Below are 1279 nucleotides of genomic sequence, written 5' to 3' on the forward strand. Positions count from 1 at the left end.
ACACCTCGCCCGCCCGCCGAGACCCTGCCGAACGCGCGCGTTCTCAGCAGGGTTTCGGTGCGCCGGCAGGGGTTCGGTGCACTGGCAGGTGCACGGGCAGGTGCACGGGCAGGGGTGCAGCGCGCCGGCGAGATTCCGGCGCGCGGACCGAACGGTGCGCAATGTCTCACCGATGGCGAAGCGGCAGCGGCACTCCGAAAGCGCGCAGCATCGACGCGAAATGCTCGGTGGTGCTCGTTTCGCGGTGCCCCCAGTGGATCATTCGGCTGCCACTGGTCCCCGTGATCCAGTCGTCCCTGCGTTTCTCGCGCAGCACGGCTTCGCCGGGGGACCGATCGCCGAGCATGCGAGGATCCAGGTACTTCTGCGCGCCGTCGCACTCGCCGAGTATGCCGAGCCCGACCAATCGGAAGTCGACGAAGTACCGGCCTCCGCCGGGCGCGGGCACCGCGAACTGCGGCTCGACTTCGATACCGAGCCGATCGAAGTGCAGGCGGCTGATGCTCTCGAGCGGGGAATCGGCGCGTGCATCCGCGAATTCGATGACGCGTCGCAGCCGACGCACGCCCCGCGCGCCGGGAGCATTGCGCGCGTGCGAACGCAGGTGCTCCCGCCACTCGCTGCAGGCGGCCTCGTCGATCGTCCGCTCGGAACGGGCCTGTGAACGGAGGCGCGCGTCGGCGTAGCCGACGAGAAGCTCTTCGCTCTCGGTGGCAGCGAGGTCGATCAGGGTTCGATCGGGCGCCGTGCACCGCATCCCGGCGACGTCGACGATGTCGCGCTCGTCGAGCGGAAGCTGATGCCGGACGAGGGTTCGGCTGCGACCGTGAGCGGTCATCGCGATCATGTGGACCGCATCGTTGCGGAATCCCCAGAGCGGCAGACCGAGCAGTACCGCCGCGGAGACGTGGGAGAACACCGGTGAACCGTGCGACTCCCGGTGAGCGACGAGTACCGACGCGAGATGACGGTCCTGCGCGTACCACCGCCGCCAGGTGCTCGCTTCGACGCATCCGTTTCTGCCGACGCGCTGCCACGCACCGGAGCGGAACTTCGCAGCAACAGCTCGCCGCTGCATCCCGTGGCGCTGGTGTTCGGTGTGCTCGAGCGCCGTGGCGACTCGCGTGACGTGGTCGGTATGGTGCATGGAGGTAGTCAATACGGTTCGGCGAACGCAAGAGTCGCGGCAGAGCGGAACTCTGGACAAGTCATGGCGATCCGGGCCGCGGACAAGCTGTGAGCGGAATGCGGCTGAGGCGCTCAGCCGCATTCCGCTCAC

The 1279-nt window shown here is 68.5% G+C and carries 1 protein-coding gene; it reads right to left on the minus strand.

What is annotated here, in order from left to right; genetic code table 11:
* Nucleotides 1-166: 166 nt before the first annotated feature.
* Nucleotides 167-1279 (minus strand): hypothetical protein (locus NS354_RS13705; protein ID WP_206542599.1); only part of this gene is annotated, 1113 nt, incomplete at its 5' end.

It is taken from the genome of Leucobacter chromiiresistens, from assembly GCF_001477055.1.
Taxonomy (GTDB): Bacteria; Actinomycetota; Actinomycetes; order Actinomycetales; family Microbacteriaceae; genus Leucobacter; species Leucobacter chromiiresistens_A.